Origin of the sequence: Pantoea sp. FN0307 (assembly GCF_050113815.1) — a bacterium.
GTDB lineage: Bacteria > Pseudomonadota > Gammaproteobacteria > Enterobacterales > Enterobacteriaceae > Mixta > Mixta alhagi.
On the sequence record NZ_JBNJSO010000001.1, the window covers coordinates 1,377,046 to 1,396,078 of the forward strand.

General features: G+C 59.9%; 12 protein-coding genes. 5 read left to right on the forward strand and 7 right to left on the reverse strand.

Annotated elements, in window-relative coordinates:
• Nucleotides 1–79: 79 nt before the first annotated feature.
• The 7 genes from cobA to ACQE3Z_RS06485 all read right to left on the reverse strand — a co-directional run bounded on the left by cobA (nt 80) and on the right by ACQE3Z_RS06485 (nt 12,058).
• Entirely contained in the window at nt 80–901 is an 822-nt protein-coding gene (gene cobA / locus ACQE3Z_RS06455) for a uroporphyrinogen-III C-methyltransferase (protein ID WP_426972781.1), read from the reverse strand.
• Nucleotides 898–3,540: a molybdopterin-dependent oxidoreductase gene (locus ACQE3Z_RS06460; protein ID WP_426972782.1), complete on the reverse strand. Its 2,643-nt coding sequence runs from the start codon at nt 3,538–3,540 to the stop codon at nt 898–900. The genes cobA and ACQE3Z_RS06460 overlap by 4 nt, the downstream gene beginning before the upstream one ends.
• Complete coding sequence (gene nirB / locus ACQE3Z_RS06465; RefSeq protein ID WP_426972783.1) at nt 3,537–7,625, reverse strand: nitrite reductase large subunit NirB; 4,089 nt, start codon at nt 7,623–7,625, stop codon at nt 3,537–3,539. The genes ACQE3Z_RS06460 and nirB overlap by 4 nt, the downstream gene beginning before the upstream one ends.
• Before the next feature lie 10 nt (nt 7,626–7,635).
• Entirely contained in the window at nt 7,636–8,424 is a 789-nt protein-coding gene (locus tag ACQE3Z_RS06470; protein WP_426972785.1) for an ABC transporter ATP-binding protein, read from the reverse strand.
• A gap of 11 nt (nt 8,425–8,435) precedes the next feature.
• Nucleotides 8,436–9,311, reverse strand: a complete 876-nt coding sequence (ntrB, locus tag ACQE3Z_RS06475; RefSeq protein ID WP_426972787.1) for a nitrate ABC transporter permease — start codon at nt 9,309–9,311, stop codon at nt 8,436–8,438.
• The gene (locus ACQE3Z_RS06480; RefSeq protein WP_426972788.1) at nt 9,308–10,573 is read right to left on the reverse strand and encodes a CmpA/NrtA family ABC transporter substrate-binding protein; all 1,266 of its coding nucleotides are present in this window, start codon (nt 10,571–10,573) and stop codon (nt 9,308–9,310) included. The genes ntrB and ACQE3Z_RS06480 overlap by 4 nt, the downstream gene beginning before the upstream one ends.
• A 240-nt stretch (nt 10,574–10,813) precedes the next feature.
• On the reverse strand, nt 10,814–12,058 hold the full coding sequence (locus ACQE3Z_RS06485) for a nitrate- and nitrite sensing domain-containing protein (protein WP_426972789.1): 1,245 nt from the start codon (nt 12,056–12,058) through the stop codon (nt 10,814–10,816).
• A gap of 168 nt (nt 12,059–12,226) precedes the next feature.
• Here ACQE3Z_RS06485 and ACQE3Z_RS06490 point away from each other — a divergent pair, with 168 nt between their 5' ends.
• The 5 genes from ACQE3Z_RS06490 to tagF all read left to right on the forward strand — a co-directional run bounded on the left by ACQE3Z_RS06490 (nt 12,227) and on the right by tagF (nt 19,014).
• Nucleotides 12,227–14,014, forward strand: coding sequence for a methyl-accepting chemotaxis protein (locus tag ACQE3Z_RS06490; RefSeq protein WP_426972790.1), 1,788 nt, complete (start codon nt 12,227–12,229; stop codon nt 14,012–14,014).
• A gap of 424 nt (nt 14,015–14,438) precedes the next feature.
• A complete protein-coding gene (locus tag ACQE3Z_RS06495; protein ID WP_426973073.1) occupies nt 14,439–14,894 on the forward strand; it encodes an SH3 domain-containing protein in 456 nt (151 codons plus the stop codon).
• Between the two features lie 85 nt (nt 14,895–14,979).
• Nucleotides 14,980–16,194: a type IVB secretion system protein IcmH/DotU gene (icmH, locus tag ACQE3Z_RS06500; RefSeq protein WP_426972791.1), complete on the forward strand. Its 1,215-nt coding sequence runs from the start codon at nt 14,980–14,982 to the stop codon at nt 16,192–16,194.
• Nucleotides 16,194–18,308 (forward strand): type VI secretion system membrane subunit TssM, encoded by a 2,115-nt coding sequence (gene tssM, locus ACQE3Z_RS06505; protein ID WP_426972792.1) that lies wholly within the window; start codon nt 16,194–16,196, stop codon nt 18,306–18,308. The genes icmH and tssM overlap by 1 nt, the downstream gene beginning before the upstream one ends.
• Nucleotides 18,309–18,318: 10 nt before the next feature.
• Entirely contained in the window at nt 18,319–19,014 is a 696-nt protein-coding gene (gene tagF / locus ACQE3Z_RS06510) for a type VI secretion system-associated protein TagF (protein ID WP_426972793.1), read from the forward strand.
• Nucleotides 19,015–19,033 lie beyond the last annotated feature (19 nt).

Genomic DNA, 19,033 nt, shown 5'->3' on the forward strand with positions numbered 1-19,033 from the left:
CTTAGCATAATTGTGAGCTGGATCATGATTTTCCCGACGCGTCATTAGTCTGAAAAGCGCGCTGTTATGAGCGCGAATCTCACCCTGAAGCCCCTGTCGTGCATGGTGCTGCTTCTGCCGCCTGAGAGGCACGATAGAGCCTTACCACCTCACCCACAATAATGAGCGAAGGCGACAGTGGCTGATAGTGCGTGATGGTCATCGGCAGCTGGGCCAGCGTCGTGATCAATACGCGCTGGTCATGCCGCGTGCCGCGCTCAATCACCGCAACCGGGGTGTCAGCAGCGCGTCCGTGCTGACGCAGCTGACTACTGAGTTCCGCGCCCCAGGTCAGTCCCATATAGAACACCAGCGTCTGGCTGGCATCCTGTAAGCTCTCCCAGGCAAGGTGCGGCTTGCCCTCTTTGCCGTGACCGGTAATAAAGCGTACCGACTGCGCCATGTCCCGGTGCGTCAGCGGGATACCGCAGGCGGCGGCACAGCCGGTCGCAGCCGTGATGCCCGGCACAACATCACAGGCGATGCCCGCCGCCTGCAGCTGCTGCATCTCCTCTCCGCCACGGCCAAAAATAAAGGGATCGCCCCCCTTCAGCCTCACGACCTTGCGTCCGCTGCGGGCTAAATCCACCAGCAGCTGGCTAATCTGATGCTGTTTCATGCCGTGAAAACCCGGCGTTTTACCGACGTCAAGCGCCAGCGTGTCGGTGGGGATCAGTGCCAGCACCTCTTCGCTGACCAGCCGATCGTAAACCACCACGTCCGCCTCGCCGAGCAACCGCAGCGCCTTCAGCGTCAGCAGTTCGGCATCACCCGGCCCCGCGCCCACCAGCCAGACGCTGCCCTGCGCCTGGTTAATGCCGCCGCTTAAAAGCCTGTTCAGTGCAGGTAACCGTTGTGTCATGCTGACCTCCCGCTTACCGCCTCAGCCTGCTGAGGGGCATGTTGTTCAATAAGTTTTTTCAGCTCCGGCAGGCAGGAGCCACAGTTGGTACCACACTTCAGCTGCTGCCCCAGCGCCGCACAGCTTAACGCGCCCTGACGGATCGCAGCGGTAATCTGCTGTTCGCCAATGCCAAAGCAGCTGCAGAGGGTTTTGCCACGCGCTTCTTCCAGCATGGCGCGCCCCGCCAACAGCGCAAAGCGTGACGCTGACGAAGCGGGCGGCTGCTGAAAAGCGGTGGCAATCAGGGCATCATCCGTTACCGGACGGCGCGCAGCGGCATAGAAGGCGAGCTGAACCTCGCCCCGATGCCAGGCAATCAGGTGATAAAAAGCCTGTTCATCGCCCGCCTGCTGTAGCGTCCATTCCGGCTTTAACATTGTCTGCAGCCAGCGACGTGGGTCGCCCTGGTGTGCCAGTGAAAAGCGGGCAATGCCGTCTGCTACCGGTATGCGGCACCACCAGTTAACGGCCGCTGGCGTGACGTTGTCACGTAGAAACAGTGTGCCCTGCCAGTCACTCTGCCAGGGCTGAATGCGTACCGGGGTCTGTTTGCTCTCCGGCTGACCGGAGTGTTCGCAGCGCCAGGGCGCCACCAGCCGATCCACATTGCCCTCGGCGCTATACTGTTGATTCCAGTGCATCGGTACAAACAGCGTGCCCGGCGTTTGATCTTCCGTCAGGATAGCGCGCGTCAGCATCCAGCCATGCCGCGACTGAATACGCACCAGCGCATCGGGCCAGATGCCATAGCGCAGCGCATCATCAGGATGCAGTGCCACAAAGGGTTCAGAATAATGTTGCAGCAGACGCGGCACCAGTCCGGTACGCGTCATGGTATGCCACTGGTCGCGGATACGGCCGGTGTTCATCATTAACGGCCAGCTGCGGCTCACGACAACGCGCGGTCCGGCAGGCGTTACCGGCAGCAGGCGCGCCTTGCCGTCGGGATGATAAAAGCGGCGTGTAGCAAACAGCCGGGCGCACCCCTGCGGATAGTCACCGTTGACCGGCCACTGCAGCGGCTGCAGATCGTCCCATTCATTGTTGCTGAGCTGCGCCAGTCCGCTGATATCAAAGGCGCGCCGTCCCTGATTTTCAAAGCCGGAAAGTGCGGCATGCTCACGAAATATTTCCGCCGGATGCTGCCAGCTGAACGCGGTGCCGTATCCCAATCGCTGCGCGACCTGCGCCAGCATCCACCAGTCAGGACGCGCTTCGCCCTGCGGCGATATAAAGGCGCGCTGACGTGAAATGCGGCGTTCAGAGTTGGTCACCGTGCCGTTTTTCTCACCCCAGGCCTGGGCCGGCAGCAGAATATCGGCAAAGGCGTTGGTATCGGTGGCGCGCATAACGTCAGAGACAATCACCAGCTCGCAGCGCTGCAACGCCTGCGCCACGGCGTTGCCGTCCGACAGCGAGACCGCCGGGTTGGTACCCATAATCCAGACTGCTTTCACCTCGCCACGCCCAATCGCCTGAAACAGCTCCACCGCCTTCAGGCCTGGCTGCGTCGCAACCCGCTCGCTCTGCCAGAAGCGTTTTAGTCGATCGCTGTTTTCCGGAGTGAAGTCCATTTGCGCCGCCAGCTGATTTGCCAGCCCGCCGACTTCGCGTCCGCCCATGGCGTTGGGCTGGCCGGTCAGAGAAAAAGGACCGCTGCCAGGCTGCCCGATCTTGCCGCTAAACAGATGCGCATTCAGAATCGCATTACACTTGTCGCTGCCGCTGGAAGACTGATTAATGCCCATGCACCACAGCGTTAATACCCGTTGATGCGCTGCAAACAGGCGATAAAACGCCTGGATATCCTGCTGCGGCAGCTCACAGGTTTGGGCCACACGTTCAGATGTCCACTCGGCTGCGGCCGCCAGGGTTTCCGGCACCTGATCCAGGTGCGGTTGCATAGCGCTGTCACCGTAGCCGCCCTGCGCCAGCCAGTGTAGCAACCCGTTAAACAGCGCGCTGTCGCTGCCCGGCGCGAGCGGCAGGTGGAGATCGGCCAGATCGCAGCTGGCGCTGCGGCGCGGATCGATAACCACCACGCGCAGCGCCGGATTCTGCTGCTTCGCCTGCACCAGCCGCTGATACGCCACGGGATGTGTCCAGGCCGCATTGGAGCCAACCAGAACGATAACCTCCGCGCGGGCGAAATCCTCATAGCAGCAGGGAACCGCATCGGCCCCCAGCGCACGCTTGTAGCCGGTTACCGCCGAAGCCATACAGAGACGCGAGTTGGTGTCGATATTGCCGCTGCCGATAAACCCTTTCATCAGTTTATTGGCAACGTAGTAATCCTCGGTCAGCAGCTGGCCGGAAGCGTAAAACGCCACGGCGTTGGGACCATGCTGCTGAATGATCTTCTGTAACCGTTCGGCGACGCTATCCAGCGCGCTCTGCCAGGAGACGCGCCGCCCGTCCACCAGCGGCCACAGCAGGCGGCCCGCCGGGATGAGCGTTTCGGCCAGCGCCGCGCCCTTCACGCACAGACGCCCCGCATTGGCCGGATGCTGCAGGTCACCGCTGACCTGCCAGCCCTGCACGTCCGCCCTGACCTCTACGCCGCAGCCGACGCCGCAGTAAGGACAGGTGGTTTTCATGATGCCTCCGCCACGCTCAGCTTACCCACTGCCAGCGGCTCGCTGCCGACCAGCACCCGTCCGGCTACAATACGCACCGGCCAGCAGCGCAGTTGCAAATCTGCGCCATCAAGCGCGATGCCGTCACGCAGGCGAAAACGCTGTTTATAAAGCGGTGAGATCACTATCGGCTCACCGGCAACATCGCCCAAAATACCACGCGACATTACGCTGGCGTTGGTGCCGGGTTCATTATCATCCAGCACATAAATCACATCGCCAAAACGGAACAGCGCAATACGCTGACCGCCCAGCCGCGCGCCGATGCCCGCCTGCGGCGGAATCGCCTCCAGCGTGCAGATATCGCTCCAGGGCTCTTGCGGCAGGGGTAACGTCACGCTCTGCGGCGCGGTTGCCGGGCGGATTTGGCCGCGCTCCCGCTGCCACTGTAGCGTTTCATCCGGCTCGTCGCTGTTCAGCGTGGCGCGAAACAGCCGCAGCCGATCCGGCGACGCCAGTGTGGTGCGCCATTCGCACTGCCAGCTGTCGACAATCTGCTGCATCTCCTGCTCCAGCTCCGCCCCAATCCCCAGACTATCGTGGATAACCACTTCATGCAGGTATTCCAGCCCGCCCTCCAGGTTATCCATCCAGACGCTGGTGCGCTGCAGGCGATCGGCGGTGCGGATATAGAACATCAGCAGGCGATCCACATAGCGGATTAAGGTCTGCTCGTCCAGATCGCTGGCAAAGAGATCGGCATGGCGCGGCTTCATGCCGCCGTTGCCGCAAACGTACAAATTCCAGCCGTTTTCCGTGGCAATGACGCCAATATCCTTGCTCTGCGCCTCAGCGCATTCGCGGGTACAGCCGGACACCGCCATTTTAATTTTATGCGGCGCGCGCAGCCCCTTATAGCGATTCTCCAGCTGGATGGCGAAGCCGGTAGAGTCCTGCACGCCATAGCGGCACCAGCTGCTGCCGACGCACGATTTAACCGTTCGCAGCGACTTTCCATAGGCGTGGCCGGTTTCAAATCCGGCATCAAGCAGCGCCTGCCAGATGGCGGGCAGTTGATCCAGCGCCGCGCCAAACAGATCGATGCGCTGACCGCCGGTGATTTTACTGTAGAGATTAAAGCGCTCAGCAACCTGACCGATGGCAATCAGCCCCTGCGGCGTAATCTCGCCGCCGGGAATACGCGGCACCACCGAGTAGCTGCCATCTTTCTGTATATTGGCGAAGTAGCGATCGTTGGTCTCCTGAAGGGGCAAGTGCTGCGGTTTCAGCAGATAATCGTTCCAGCATGAGGCGAAAATCGAGGCGGCCAGCGGCTTGCAGATTTCACAGCCGTGACCACGGCCATGCTGTGCCAGCAGCTGTTCGAACGTTTTGATCCGGCCCACGCGTACCAGATGATAAAGCTGCTGACGCGACCAGGCGAAATGTTCGCAGACATCTTTCCTGACCTCAACGCCCTGTGCCGCCAGCTGATGTTCCATCACCTGTTTGACCAGCGCGCTACAGCCGCCGCAGCCGGTGGCGGCTTTGGTACCGCTTTTCAATGAGGCCATGTCCCCGCAGCCGTTGCTGACCGCATGGCAAATATCGCCTTTGCTGACGTTATGGCAGGAGCAAATTTGCGCACTCTCCGGCAGCGCCGCTACGCCCAACGCTTTTGTTGGCGCACCAGACGTGCGCGGCAGGATCAGGCTTTCCGGCTGAGGCGGCAGCGGAATAGCATTCAGCATCATCTGTTGCAGCTCGCTGTATTCGCTGCTGTCGCCTACCAGCACCGCCCCCAGCAGCCGTTTGCCATCGGCGGAGACCACAATTTTCTTGTAAATCTCCTGCGGGCCATTGATCCAGTGGTAGCTTTGACTGCCTTCGCTGCGCCCATGCGCATCGCCCAGCGAGGCAACTTCCACGCCCAATAGCTTTAGTTTGGTGCTCATATCCGCGCCGGTGAAGGCGGCCGGTTCATCTGCCAGAGTGCTGGCCAGCACGCGCGCCATCTGATAGCCAGGCGCAACCAGGCCAAATATCTGCCCCTGCCACAGCGCACATTCGCCAATCGCCGCAATGTCCGGATCGCTGGTGCGACAGCCGTCGTCGATCACGATGCCCCCGCGCGGCCCCAGCGTGAGGCCCGCCTCGCGTGCCAGTTCATCACGCGGGCGAATACCGGCGGAAAACAGCACCAGATCGCTCTGCAGCGTACCGCCATCGGCAAAATGCAGCTGTAGCGAGCCATCCGCCAGCGTTTCAATTTCACGCGTTTCGGTGGCGGTATGCACCGTAACGCCCAACGCTTCGATTTTACGCCGCAGCATCTGCGCGCCACCCTCATCCAGCTGCACCGCCATCAGACGCGGGGCAAACTCCACCACATGCGTTTCCAGGCCCAGGGTTTTCAGCGCATTGGCCGCTTCCAGCCCCAGCAGACCGCCGCCGATCACCACGCCGCGGCGGGCACTGGCAGCGCGTGCCCTGATCGCATCCAGATCGGTTAAGGTACGATAGACAAAGCAGTTGTCTGCGTCGAAGCCCGGAATCGGCGGTACGAAGGCGTAAGAGCCGGTGGCGAGTACCAGCCTATCCCACGCCATCTCACGTCCGCTGCTGTCGCGTACGCAGCGGCGCTGGCGGTCAATATGGGTGACCTTTTCGTGACAACGTAACTCAATATCATGTCGGATAAAAAAATCTTCACTTACCAGCGACAGCGCCTGCGCATCGCGCCCGGAGAAGTAGTCGGAAAGGTGTACGCGATCGTAGGCGCTGTGCGGCTCTTCGCCATAAACCACCAGCTGATAGCGCAAATGCAGCTGCTTATTTACCAACTGTTCAAGAAAATAGTGGCCAACCATGCCGTGACCTATTACCACCATAACCGGTTTGTTCATCGCTTTACTCTCCGCAGCCTCAGGCTGCCTGTGGGGATAGGTGAAGCCAAACAGCGCGCCCTCAGTAACGGGAGCGCTGCGTTGCAGATGTTGCAGCAGCGAGGCTGCCGCTGAGGTATCGCCATAAAGGATCGCGCCGGTGAGTTTGCCGTCACGCAGCACCAGCCGACGATAGTGCTGGCTGAGCGGATCGCTGGCGGTCAGCGAACGGCTGCCGGGCGCGCTGCCGGTCTCGCCAACGCTAAAGATGTCGATGCCGGTGACTTTTAATCGGGTGCCCTGCGCCTGATGGTGAAAATCAGCAATGGGCATATTGGCCAGCTGATGCGCCAGGACTTCTGCCTGTGCCAGGCACGGTGCCAGCAGGCCAAACGTTTCCCCGTTAATTTCACAACATTCACCCAGCGCCCAGATGCCCGGAAGCGCGCTGCGCAGCTGGCTATCCACCAGAATGCCCTGAGCGCAGGGAATACCGGCTTTACGTGCCACGGCGACAGCGGGCTGCACACCGATGGCGATAACCACATTGGCGGCAGGCAGCGTTTCCCCGCTGGTTAAGGTGACGGTGTCACGATGAATACCTTCAATGCCTGCGCCAGGACGGCAGCGGATGCCACGCTGCGTCAGCGCCTGTGCCAGCAGGCCGCCAGCGGTTTCATCCAGCTGGCGATCCAGCAGCCAGCGATGACGATGCACCAGCGTGACGTCGCGACCGCGCAAACGCAGCGCCGCGGCGGCCTCTATCCCTAACAGGCCGCCGCCCAGCACCACCACCGGCCCGTCCAGCGCCAGCATCCGCTCCACGTCTCGCACTGTGCGAAAGCCGCCGACATGGGGTTGTTCAATGCCGGGGATCGCGGGCAGGCGCGGCTCGGCACCGGTGGCAAATACCAAACGATCCCAGTTCAGCCTGCGCTGTTCCGTGGTTAGCTGGTGCTGTTGCACATCTACCGCCAGCACTTTCTCTCCTGCCAGCAGGCGAATGCCCTGCTGCTGATACCATTCCGGCGCGTGGATAAGCGTCTCCTGAAAGCTTTTTTCACCGCCCAGCACCGGCGAAAGCTGGATACGGTTGTAATTGCCCTGCGCCTCGCTGCCGATCACCGTGATGCGATAGCGTCCGGGCGCCAGCTGCAGCAGGGTTTCCACCATCCGCATTCCCGCCATGCCGTTACCGATAACCACCAGATGTTCAGGCATTGCTGACTCCTCAGGCCGCGTGGCACTGTTTTTCATACAGGAAATGCAGGATCTGCTGACGCAGCTGGTGATAGCGCGGTTCGTCCGCCAGCGCCACGCGCGAACGCGGACGTGGCAGATCGATGGTCAGGATTTCGCCCAGCGTCGCCGCCGGGCCGTTAGTCATCATCAGTACCCGATCCGACAGCAGCACCGCCTCGTCAACGTCATGGGTTATCAGCACAATGGTGGTGTTCAGCTCCTGCTGAATACGCATCACGCTATCCTGCAAATGGGCGCGCGTCAGGGCGTCCAGCGCGCCAAAGGGCTCATCCATCAGCAGGACGCGCGGTTTCATCGCCAGCGCGCGGGCAATGCCAATACGCTGTTTCATGCCGCCTGACAGTGCTGCCGGTCGTTTATGGGCTGCATGACTCATCTGCACCCGCGCCAGGTTATGCTCAATCCACTCCCGTCGCTCCGCCCGGTTCATGCTGTGTTGAAAGAGGTGATCTACCGCCAGCGCCACATTCTCCTGCGCTGTGAGCCACGGCAGCAGCGAGTGATTCTGAAACACCATCGCCCGCTCCGGGCCAGGACCGGCAATCTCACGGTTATCACACAGCAGTACGCCATCGCTGGGCAGCGTCAGTCCGGCGATAAGGTTAAGCAGAGTTGATTTACCGCAGCCAGAGTGGCCGATCAGACTCAGCGTCTCTCCGGCGCGCACGTTAAAAGAGACGTTATCCAGCGCCAGAAATTCGCCCTCAGAAGTATGAAAGCGCTGGCTGACACTCTGCACCTGAATAATATTTTGCATGGCGTACTCCCCTATTTTTCCCAGCTAAAACGACGCGCCAGCAGCATGAGTCCCTGCTCCAGCAGCAGACCCACCACGCCGATAATAAAAATGGCGATCAGAATGTTTTCTACGTTGAGGTTGTTCCATTCGTTCCAGATCCAGAAGCCGATGCCCAGGCCGCCAGTCAGCATTTCTGCCGCGACGATCACCAGCCAGGCGATGCCAATTGAGAGGCGCACCCCGGTCAGTACCGCAGGCAGCACCGCCGGAAACAGGATTTTGCGCAGGATGGTCCATTCAGAGAGCTTCAGTACCCGCGCCACGTTGAGATAATCCTGTGGGATACGCTGCACGCCTTCGGCGGTATTGATGATCATCGGCCAGATGGAGCAGATAAAAATGGTCCAGCTGGAGGCGGGTTCGGCGCGTTGAAACAGCAGCAGACCAATCGGCAGCCAGGCCAGCGGGCTGACCGGGCGCAGTAGCGCAATCAGCGGATTAAACATCTGCGCCAGAAAGCGAAAGCGCCCAATCAGAAAACCTGCCGGGATCCCCACCAGCGCCGCCAGCCCAAAGCCCACCGCAACACGCGTCAGAGAGGCGATAATGTTCCAGCCGATCCCCTGATCGTTAGGGCCGCCGTTATAAAAAGGATGGGCAAACAGCGTTAGCGCCGCCTGCCCGGTAGCCAGCGGCGTGGGAAAGCCGTTGCTGTTCAGCGCCGCAATCTGCCAGATGCCGAGCAGCAGCAGCAGGCCGCAGCACAACGGGATCAGCCGCTTCAGCAGCGCGTTAAGCGACCAGCGACGCCGCCGGGGACGCGGCAATGCGGGCGGCAAGACGATCACTTCCGCTACCGCAGGCGCGGTTTCTGCGCGCGGTACGATCTGAGCTTTGTTCTTCATGCGGGTTCTCCTCGGCGTTTAATGGCGAAATCATTGGCCCAGGCGGCAGGATTGCTGCCATCCCAAACGTTGCCGTCGATCAGCGTGCTGCGGCGCATCTCACTCTGCGGCACCGAAATATTGCCCACCGCGCTGGCAGCCTGACGATAAATGTCGGTGCGGTTGATGGCGCGCGCTACCGCCTGGTAATCGGGCTGCTGCTTCAGCAGGCCCCAGCGCTGTAGCTGGGTTAAAAACCACATGCCATCCGACAGCCAGGGGAAACTCACTTCGCCGTCGCGGAAAAATTGCATGCCGTGCGCGTCCTGCCAGCGACGGCCCAGACCATCCTGATACTCGCCCAGCATTCTTCCGGTAATGCTCTCCGCCCGGGTATTGAGACAGGCGCGCCCGGCTATCGCCCGTGCGGTTTCCCGCCGGTTATCCTCTGAGGCATCGATCCAGCGGGCAGCCTCCAGCACCGCAGCGGTCAGGGCACGGGCGGTGTTGGGGTTGTCCTGTACCCACTGCGCGCGCGTGGCGAGGATTTTTTCCGGATGATCCGGCCAGACCTGCTGGCTGGTGACGGCGGTATAGCCAACCTGCTCGCTGATGGCGCGCTGGTTCCACGGCTCGCCCACACAGAAGCCGCTCATGTTGCCGATTTTCATATTCATCACCATCTGTGGCGGCGGCACCACCAGCAGACGCAGATCGCGGAAGGGGTCGATACCCACGCTGGCCAGCCAGTAGTAAAGCCACATGGCATGGGTGCCGGTGGGAAAGGTATGCGCGAAGCGATAAGTGCCCGGTTCGCTGGCGGCTACCCGCTTTTGCAGGCTGTTGCCGTCGTGGACGCCCTGTTGCCTGAGCTGGCTGGAGAGCGTGATCGCCTGGCCGTTGTTGTTCAGCGTCATTAAATTCGCCATCGCCTGTTGCTTACCGGCAATGCCGAGATGCAGTCCATAGATCATGCTGTACAACGCGTGTGCGGCATCCAGTTCGCCGGAGGCGAGTTTGTCGCGCACCGCCGCCCAGCTCGCCTCTTTCGACGGCTGCAGGTTGATGCCATGCTTTTTATCGAACCCTTTCAGGGCCGCCATAATCACCGGGGCGCAGTCGGTAAGCGGGATAAAGCCCACGCGCACCAGCGGCTTTTCCGGCGCGTCAGAACCTGCAGCCCAGACCGCGCTGCCTAATCCCGGCACCAGGACACTGCCCGCCGCCAGCGCGCTGCCAACGAGAAAACAGCGACGTGACGACATAAAACGCGCGTTGCTCATTTTGTGTTTCCTGATAAAAGAGATAAAAAAAGGCGTCCATCGCAGGGAGTGAAAGCCTGCGAGCGGACGCCTTTATCCAAAGCACTCGTTTCACCGCCGTTGGCGAAACAAATGCATCCATTGTGTTAGGTTACTGCAAGCGACGTGCCAGCTTTTAAATGCGCTCCGCAGGCGGCTTTAGGAGGGTGAGCGCCAGGCGGCGCACTCTGGTGTGACATGTTACGCACGCTGATTGTGCAGCTACCTGGTATGAGGTAGCGAGAACACGGCAGCAACCTCTGTCAACGCCCGCGCAATTTCACCGACCCGCTTATTTTGATCCATGGCCATTTTGCGCAGCGTATGCCATGCCTGTTGCTCATCGCACTGGTAATGCTGCATCAACAGCGCTTTGGCCCGGTCGATCTGCTTACGCTCCGTCAGCGTGGCGTGCATCGCTGCCAGCTCATCGTCTTGCGCCTGCAGGCGCTGAGCCTGATTCTCTATCAGCGTCAGCAGCGAACGTCCCAGCTGCGGCGCAATCCCCGCTGCGTCCAGCATGCCGCCCTCCTCCAGCCAGGGGGTGTTGGTGACATACAGGCTGTAGCCTGACGGCTGCCGACATGCTTCCCATAGCGGCGCGGCATTTGCCGTTTCCAGCTGGGCAATGCCATCACGACAGGTGCGCATGACCTGCTGCCGGAGCAGCTGTTCTGTCTGCTTCATGCCATCCAGCCGCTCACTGAGCAGCTGAAACCAGCGCTGCGCATCAGCACCGCGCGTGCTCATCCCGCTACAGGCGATGCGCCGCAGCTTTTCTGTCTCCTGTCCCGCTTCAGCGATGGCGTGCCAGGCCTGCAGACTCTGCTCGTCGGCAAACTGGCAAAAGGTGCTGAAGCTGCGATCCTGACTCTCCAGCAGCGTCACCAGCTGCTGACGATCCGCTTTACTGAACGCGCCGGCGGCAAAGCCCGCCGCGCCGATTGCCCGCTCCTGCCCGGCCAGCTCTTTGCCCTGCATAAAGCTGAACAGCGCCAGCAACGCTCGTGACATGCTGTGGCTGGCGTTATCCGCCGCCTCGAATATCAAATGCAGCAGATGCCGTATCAGTTCGCTGTACTGCTCTATTGCCGCGTTATAGGGCAGCTGATGGCGCAGCACCTCTTTACGTAGCGCCGTCAGCCCGCTTAACGCCTGTAGCGTCAGTGCCACGCGCCCATAAAAACCGCTGGCGGCGGCCCGCTTTTCCGGCTCCGGCAACTGCGTCAGCATGCCGCTCAGCGCCTTATCAACTTCATCTTGCCGCCTGATCAGCTGCGGCAACGTTAAATCGCTGTCGCGGCAGAGCCAGAGCGTAGAGATGCCGCGTTCGCGCTGGAGGGCGTGAATTAAAGCGCTAATCGCATCGAGTAGCGCCTCGCTATTTAACAATTCCTGTAACGCTAACCGCTCGCTTTCCCGTGACGCTGACCAGTAACGCCAGGCATAATCGGTGGTGTTTTGCATTATCAACCGCCCCGTTAACCTTATCCCGCTCAGGATCAAGCAAAGTACGTGCCGCTTATCGCATCAGGGAAGCGATAGGTTTTGCTTATATTTCACGCATCAGTCTCAAGTTGTTGAGGCTGATAACCGATACCGTAAGAACTGATCTCGGTTTCATGAGGCTCCACCATGCTTTCTTCAATTCGTGCCCGTATTGTTGCTATTACTACCGCCTGCGTGGTGGTGGCGTTGATAATCAACGCCACGCTGAACTATCTGGTAACGGAAAAATATAATCAGCAGGCCATTACCAGCACGCTGGAAGCGGTAGCCGACAGCCATAATGCCGCGATTGCCGAATGGGTTAACAGCAAGTCCACCATGATCGCCTCGCTGCAGCCGGTGGCGCTGGAGGCCGATCCGGTCCCGGCGTTCCGCCAGGTGGCGGCTGCGGGCGGCTTTACTAACGTTTATGCCGGCTACGCCAGCAAAATAGCGAAATTTTCCGATGCGACCGGCATTCCCCCTGACTTTGATCCAACGGGGCGTCCGTGGTATTTGCAGGCGCAGGCAGCCGGAAAACCGATCGTGACGCCGCCCTATGTCGATGTCACCAGCGGTAAGCTGGTGGTGGCTTTCGCCATTCCGGTAACAGAGAACGGTACGCTGCAGGCGGTGCTCTCCGGCGATGTGGCCATGGATAGCGTTGTCGCAAACGTTGGCTCTATTCACCCTACGCCCGCCAGCAGCGGCCTGCTGATCGATAAAAACGGCATGATTGTGACCACCAGCGATGCGGATATGGCGCTGAAACCGGTGAAAAATCTGCTGCCCGACCTTGACGTACCCGCCCTGCTGCGCAGCGACACGCCGGTGGCAGCACAGCTGAGCGGCGTGGACAAGCTGCTGCTGGCGAAACCGGTTAGCGGCACCGACTGGTATCTGGTGGTTGCGCTGGATCGTGCGGAAGCGTACGCCGGTATGCATTCGCTGCTTTCTGCCTCCGCGGTTTCGCTGATCCTACTGGTGCTGGTCGCCGCACTGGTAATCGGTCTGCTGATTGGCGCGCTGATGCGTCGCCTGCTGTCGATTCGTGATGCGATGCATGCGATCAGCTCTGGCGATAACGACCTGACCCAGCGCCTGCCGGTCAACGGCAATGATGAAGTCTCGCAAATCGCCAGCGCCTTTAACGCCTTTACCGATAAGCTGGCTACGGTGATGACGCAGTTGCGCGACGCCAGCGCCTCAGTGCAGGTTGCCGCCAATGAGATCGCCAGCGGCAACGCCGATCTCTCCGGGCGTACCGAGCAGGCAGCGAATAACCTGCGCGAAACGGTCAGCGCGATGGATGCGATTAGCCAGTCGGTAACCGAATCAACCCAGTCGGCAATGCAGGCGAATCAGCAGGCGGCCTCCGCTTCTGAAGCCGCGCGACGTGGCGGCGAAGTGGTCTCCAGCGTGATCGCCACCATGGAAACCATTGAACAGGCATCGGGTAAAATTGGCGATATTATCAGCGTGATCGACGGCATCGCCTTCCAGACCAATATTCTGGCGCTTAACGCTGCGGTCGAGGCCGCGCGCGCCGGTGAACAAGGACGTGGTTTTGCCGTGGTCGCCGGTGAAGTGCGTAATCTGGCGCAGCGCAGCGCGCAAGCGGCGAAAGAGATTAAAACCCTGATCGACAGCACCACGCAGAGCGTGGCGACCGGCTCACACTATGTCCGCATGGCGGGCGAAAGCATGGATGATATCGTCAGCAATGTGGCCAGCGTTTCTGAAATCATGGAAGGTATTACGCTGGCCAGTGAAACGCAGCTGCACGGCATTCAGGGCGTACATCTGGCTATTGGCAAACTGGATGAAATGGTGCAACAGAATGCCGAACTGGTGGTGCAATCTACCGCCGCTGCCGGCGCGCTGAAGTTTCAGGCTAACGAGCTGGCCGATACTGCAGGCCACTTCCGTCTGTAAATTCTGAAAGAGTTCGCCTGGCGGTGCATGCGCGCTGTCGGGCGATATCCCTTTCCCTCTGCCCTTTCTTTTTTCGCGCGTTGCATTAAGCCTGCGCCGCGCCTGCTTTGCTGTCTATACTTGCCAGATAATGTTCTGACGCTGCCGTCGGGCGATGCCGCTAAGGTGACGCACGGCGCGCAAGTAACATGAGAAACAGACTCGCGCAATGGTTTGAAATCTCAAAAGTGTCAGGTAGACTGAGCCTGGTTTTATCTTTCTGTAAATCTGAGCAATTTTTCCAGCCAGCCGCGTCAAATTTCGGCAAGCATCAGGTTTGCCCGTCGCGTCTCTGCGCTACACGCTCTGGCTTTTGTCCAGATAATCTGATGAGATCGTGAGGATCAAAGTGAAAATTCGTTTCGCGCTGACATTACTCGCTGTTATGACCGTTGCTGGCTGTAAACCACCTGCACCGCCCGTCAATGACGACACGCTGGTTAGCAGCACCGTCAACGGCATGACGCTGGTCCATCGTCATGCGGTCAGTGCGCCCGGCGAGTTTACGCCGATTGATGAAAGCTATCGCGCGCTGTACAACGCTTCGGTGATGACCACGCCCGACTACGGCGGCAAAGTGGTGCGCTATCTGGAAAACGGCAAGCCTTTCCAGGTGCTGGGCAAGGTGGAAAATAACTGGCTGGCCATCGCCGAGCCTGATGATACGCAGCTTATCGGCTATGTGCCGATGAAAGCGGGCGTGCCCAGCGATCGTTATGAGCAGACGCTGCGCAACGATCGTCCGCGTCCACGCCGCGCCACTAAGCAAGTCTGTGTAGATGTCGGCGGCGCCAGTAAAGCCTGTCGCAAAGCCAATACCGCTACCTGGATCCTTGATTAAACTACGCCTGCCGGTGCATAACCCGGCAGGAACTCCCGGTTACTGCTGAAAATGGGATATTTTCGGTCTGGAATAATGTGATTCAATGACGCCTGTAGATGCTGCCCGTGAAGCACACAACACGAGCACGGATAATATATTACTGGCAGCGGCCTCCCCGCTGTTGAATACCATTGTGCATATTCGTATGGCTGCCACGCATGACGATCCGGCCGGGCTGCGCCTGCAACTGGTGGAAGAAGTGCGTCAGTTTGAAAACCGCTGCAAGCAGGCCGGGTTGCCGTTTGAAACCATTATCGGCGCCCGCTACTGTCTTTGCAGCACGCTGGACGAAGCGGCAGCACAGACGCCCTGGGGCATTCGTGGCGTCTGGTCGGGCAACGGCCTGCTGGTGACCTTCCATAACGAAAGCTGGGGCGGCGAGAAGTTTTTTCAGCTGCTCTCCCGCCTGTCGCAAAATCCGGCCCAGCATCTGGCGCTGCTGGAAGTGATCCACTATTGTCTGCTGCTGGGCTATGAAGGCCGCTATCGCGGCATCGAAAATGGCCGTCAACAGCGCGATACTCTGCGCACTCGCCTTGGACAACTGATTGCCGAAACCCGGCAGGATCAGAATACCCCCACCAGCGTGACGGTTGAGGCCAGGCCGCTCTCCAGCCAGTTCTGGCGACCGCCGGTGCCGATCTGGAGCTGTTTGCTGATTACCGCCTTAATTGCCGGGCTGATTTATAGCGGCCTTAACTGGCGGCTGGGCAGCCAGGCTGAACCGGTGCTGCGCGCTATCTATCAGGCACCGTTGCCTGAAGTGACGCTGTCACGCGGCGCGGCGACGCCGCAGTCGCTACTCAATTTACGCCAGCGCTTAAGCGATGTGCTGGCCGCAGGTCAGTTGGAAGTCAGTGATGGTGCTTTTGGCAGTAAAATTATTCTTTCCTCCGATAAACTTTTCGAACCGGGTGCCACCGCGCTGAATAGCTCAGGGCGCGCGTTGCTGATGCGTGTCGCCGACGCGGTACAGGATATTAAAGGCACTCTGCTGGTTTCCGCCTATACCGATAACCGCGTGCCGCGCACTAATCGTTTTCCGTCGAGCTATGAATTTTCTCTGGCACGGGCGAAAACCATCGCCGCCCTGCTGAATCAGCAACTCACCGCCGGACATCAGATCAAGGCGGAGGGACGCGGCGATAGCGATCCGCTCCTGCCGAACGACAGTGAAGAAAATCGCGCCCGTAATCGACGTATCGAAATTACGCTGTTCGCCGCGCCGGTGAACCCTGCGCAAAAGGAGAAGCCGTAATGAAGAAAGCATGGCCCCCGTTGCTTGTCAGTCGTCTGGCCTGGGGCTTTATCGGCATTAGCGCCTTTGCCTGCCTGATCTGGATTGTTGGCCCGCTGTTGGTCATTAACGATGCGCGCCCGCTGGAGCCGGTGTTTAATCGCCAGCTGGTGATTGGGCTCGCCTATTTTTTCTGGATCCTGATGCAGCTGATCCCCCGACTGTATAACGCCTGGTTCAATAATCGTCTACTGACGAACCTGCAGCAGCAGGCGATGCTTGACCCGGCAGAGCAACAGGCAACGGAAAGCATGCTGACCGAGCGCTTTAACGAAGCCATTACTCTGCTGAAAAAAACGCAGTTTGGCCGTAAGCGTCATGGCAGCCGCTGGCAGCGCTACAGCGCGCCGTGGCTCTATCAGCTGCCGTGGTACATGATTGTCGGCGCGCCTGGCGCCGGTAAAACCACCGCCTTGCTGAACTCTGGTCTGGAGTTTCCATTAACTGATAGCCTCGGCAAAAGCGCCGTGCGCGGCATCGGCGGCACGCGCCACTGCGACTGGTGGTTTACCGATCGCGCCGTCCTGCTGGATACCGCAGGACGTTATACCCTGCAGGAGAGCCAGCGCGCCCGCGACGCCAGCGAATGGCAAACGTTTATCGCCCTGCTGAAACGCTTTCGGGCGCGTCAGCCGATCAACGGCGTAATCATGACGATAAGCGTCGCCGATCTGCTCAGCGATGCTGCCGAAGCGCGTTATGCCCAGGCCACCGCCCTGCGGCAACGCATGCATGAACTGCATCAGCAGACCGGCATTGCGTTTCCGGTCTATATCATGGTGACAAAAACCGATCTGCTGAAAGGCTTTATGGGCTATTTCGCCACGCTGGATAAGCAGCAGCGCGACCGCATCTGGGGCTTTACCTTCCCCTGGGAGGCGCACCGCGACGGCAGCACGCCGCTTAGTGGCCATTTCGAGCAGCAGTTTACCCTGTTGCAGCAGCAGCTACAGCGCGACGTGGCGCACCGCATGGAACAGCAGAACGAGCTGATGCAGCGCGCCGATTGCTTCCTGTTCCCGCAGGAGTTCGCCTCGCTGCGTCCGCTTCTGGCAGAGTACCTGGATATTGTTTTTTCGCCGGTCGGCGGCGCGGTTGCCTGGTCGCCGCGCGGCCTGTTCTTTACCAGCGGCACGCAGGAAGGCCTGCCGTTCGATCGCATTATGGGGCAGCTGACGCGTAAACTACAGTTGCCGCGCACCGGCGAACACTCTATTGCCGCCTGGGACAGCGTGAACCGTGCCGCGCCCATTCCCGGTAACAAAGGGCAAAGTTATTTTATCCGCCACTTGCTGAGCGACCTGATCTTTGAAGAAAGCGGGCTGGCCGGCAGCGATAGCCGCTGGGAAGACCGTAATCGCCTGCTGCACTGGACCGCCTATGGCGCGATGGCCGCCGGGCTGTTGCTGGCCTGCGGGCTCTGGTTTACCAGCTATCTGCAAAACCAGCACTATCTTCAGCAGATTGCACAGCGCGTCCCGCCGTTGACACATCAGGGCGAGGAACTTGCCCGGCAAAACGCCGGCACCATTTTCGATCTGCTACCCTATTTGAATAGCCTGGTGAAGTTGCCGCAGGTAGAGCGTTTTTCCCTGGATAATCCGCCGCTCAGTATGCGGGCCGGACTCTATCGCGGCGATCAGGTTAGCGACGCCGCTGGGGTACTCTATCAGAACGCCCTGAAATCGTTGCTGCTGCCACGCGTGGCGCAGGAAATCACGCGCATTTTAGGCAGTGATAAAGGTAATGACAGCGAATTTAGCCGTAATGCCCTGCGCGCCTATCAGATGCTTTATCAGCCGCGCAATTATGACGGCGAATTCCTGCGCGGCTGGTTGATGCAGAACTTACAGCGTACCCTGCCGGCGAACGTCACCACGCACGATCTTCAGCAGCTTGACTGGCATCTTAGCCAACTGCTGGATCGGCAGATACAGTCGTCGCCTTTCGCTCGCGACAACGCATTAATTATGCGCAAGCTGGCAGCCAGTCTGGCGGACTCAACGCCGGACGGCAGTCAGTTTGTGATCGCGTCCGCAGAAACAACGCAGCGAGCGGGCAATCGGCATCAGTGAGGAAACGGTTATGGCGGAGAAATTAGCTCCGGGCTGGTATGGCAAGCTACCGGTTACCGGCGATTTCCTGCAGCGTCGGCTGTCGGATAGCCTGGTCACCGGCTGGTCCAACTGGTTTCAGCAGGGTATCACCCAGTGGCACCAGCAAAAGGTGACGGCGGAAGCCTTTCAGCGTGCACCAGTGTGGAACTTTATTATTCCAGTCACGCCCGGTTTCCAGCGCATCCAGATGGGCTGCCTGCTGCCCTCCCGCGATCGCGTAGGCCGCAGCTGGCCGCTGGTGGCGGTAAAAACCTTTACCCCTGAACAGTGGCATCCGGCGCAGTTGATTATCGCCGGCGACTGGTATCGTCAACTGGGCGGCTGTTTACTGCAGGCGGTACGCGAATCGCAGCCGGTCGATACGCTGGAGCAAAACCTGCTGGCGCTGCCCCCGCTGCCAGTGCCAGAAAAACAACGCTCCGCTATTATGGACGTGATCGGTTATCAGGATCTGCCCTGCACCTTAAGCTGGCGCGAAGTCGCCGATCGCTTTAACCCACAACATTTTATCAGCTACTGGTGGAGTAACCGCTGTGACGGGTTCCCTCACGCCACGCACAAGCACAGCGGCATTTTAAACGCGCAGCTTTTTTCCCTGCTGTTTAACCCGGCCGCAGGTGCGCAGCCGGGACGTAACGGTCTTTATCCACCGATGTTTGAGTAGTGCCTTTTGTCCCGACTTT

Coding starts and splice junctions, on each gene's coding strand:
- cobA (WP_426972781.1), bottom strand. CDS start 901: ATGACACAACGGTTACCTGCACTGAACAGGCTTTTAAGCGGCGGCATT.
- ACQE3Z_RS06460 (WP_426972782.1), bottom strand. CDS start 3,540: ATGAAAACCACCTGTCCTTACTGCGGCGTCGGCTGCGGCGTAGAGGTC.
- nirB (WP_426972783.1), bottom strand. CDS start 7,625: ATGCCTGAACATCTGGTGGTTATCGGTAACGGCATGGCGGGAATGCGG.
- ACQE3Z_RS06470 (WP_426972785.1), bottom strand. CDS start 8,424: ATGCAAAATATTATTCAGGTGCAGAGTGTCAGCCAGCGCTTTCATACT.
- ntrB (WP_426972787.1), bottom strand. CDS start 9,311: ATGAAGAACAAAGCTCAGATCGTACCGCGCGCAGAAACCGCGCCTGCG.
- ACQE3Z_RS06480 (WP_426972788.1), bottom strand. CDS start 10,573: ATGAGCAACGCGCGTTTTATGTCGTCACGTCGCTGTTTTCTCGTTGGC.
- ACQE3Z_RS06485 (WP_426972789.1), bottom strand. CDS start 12,058: ATGCAAAACACCACCGATTATGCCTGGCGTTACTGGTCAGCGTCACGG.
- ACQE3Z_RS06490 (WP_426972790.1), top strand. CDS start 12,227: ATGCTTTCTTCAATTCGTGCCCGTATTGTTGCTATTACTACCGCCTGC.
- ACQE3Z_RS06495 (WP_426973073.1), top strand. CDS start 14,439: ATGACCGTTGCTGGCTGTAAACCACCTGCACCGCCCGTCAATGACGAC.
- icmH (WP_426972791.1), top strand. CDS start 14,980: ATGACGCCTGTAGATGCTGCCCGTGAAGCACACAACACGAGCACGGAT.
- tssM (WP_426972792.1), top strand. CDS start 16,194: ATGAAGAAAGCATGGCCCCCGTTGCTTGTCAGTCGTCTGGCCTGGGGC.
- tagF (WP_426972793.1), top strand. CDS start 18,319: ATGGCGGAGAAATTAGCTCCGGGCTGGTATGGCAAGCTACCGGTTACC.